Here is a 1,061-nt window from a genome sequence, read left to right as displayed (position 1 = left end):
TCTGAAATCCCGTCATCCGTACAAGCAATGGCTGCGCAAGAATGCCCTGCGCATTCAGGCGACCATGGAAGACAACGACCACGGTTCGGCTTTCTACGACGTCGACCAGCTCAAGCAGTACATGAAGATGTATCAGGTCACGTTCGAGGAGCGTGATCAGGTGCTGCGCCCGCTTGGCGAGCAAGGTTACGAAGCCGTGGGCTCGATGGGCGACGACACGCCGATGGCCGTGCTGTCCCAGCGTGTGCGCACGCCGTACGACTATTTCCGCCAGCAGTTCGCGCAGGTCACCAACCCGCCGATCGACCCGCTGCGTGAAGCGATCGTGATGTCGCTGGAAATCTGCCTCGGTGCCGAGCGCAACATTTTCCAGGAGTCGCCGGAACACGCCTCGCGCGTGATCCTCAGCTCGCCAGTGATCTCGCCGGCCAAGTGGCGCTCGCTGATGAACCTCGACCGTCCGGGTTTCGAACGGGCGATCATCGACCTCAACTACGACGAAAGCCTCGGCCTCGAAGCGGCCATCCGCAACGTTGCCGATCAGGCTGAAGAAGCCGTGCGCGCCGGGCGTACCCAGATCGTCCTCAGCGACCGCCATATCGCCCCGGGCAAGCTGCCGATCCACGCCTCGCTGGCGACCGGTGCCGTGCACCACCGCCTGACCGAAAAAGGCTTGCGTTGCGATTCCAACATCCTCGTTGAAACCGCGACCGCCCGTGACCCGCATCACTTCGCGGTGCTGATCGGTTTCGGCGCCTCGGCGGTGTATCCGTTCCTGGCCTACGAAGTATTGGGCGACCTGATCCGTACCGGTGAAGTCCTGGGCGACCTCTACGAGGTGTTCAAGAACTACCGCAAAGGCATCACCAAAGGGCTGCTGAAGATCCTGTCGAAGATGGGTATCTCGACCATCGCTTCGTATCGCGGTGCGCAGCTGTTCGAGGCCATCGGCCTGTCCGAAGAAGTCTGCGAGCTGAGCTTCCGTGGTGTGCCAAGCCGCATCAAGGGCGCGCGTTTCGTCGACATCGAAGCCGAGCAGAAAGCCCTCGCCGTCGAAGCCT

General features: G+C 61.9%; 1 protein-coding gene. It reads left to right on the top strand.

Annotation, left to right across the window (positions count from 1 at the left end; all coding sequences use genetic code 11):
- On the top strand, window positions 1-1,061 hold a 1,061-nt coding region (locus tag OQK_RS00860; RefSeq protein ID WP_016770698.1), incomplete at both ends, for a glutamate synthase central domain-containing protein.

It is taken from the genome of Pseudomonas sp. R62, from assembly GCF_000257605.1.
Classification (GTDB): domain Bacteria; phylum Pseudomonadota; class Gammaproteobacteria; order Pseudomonadales; family Pseudomonadaceae; genus Aquipseudomonas; species Aquipseudomonas atacamensis.
The sequence above is the reverse complement of the archived record's forward strand: the minus strand, read 5'-3'. Positions and strand labels throughout refer to the sequence as shown.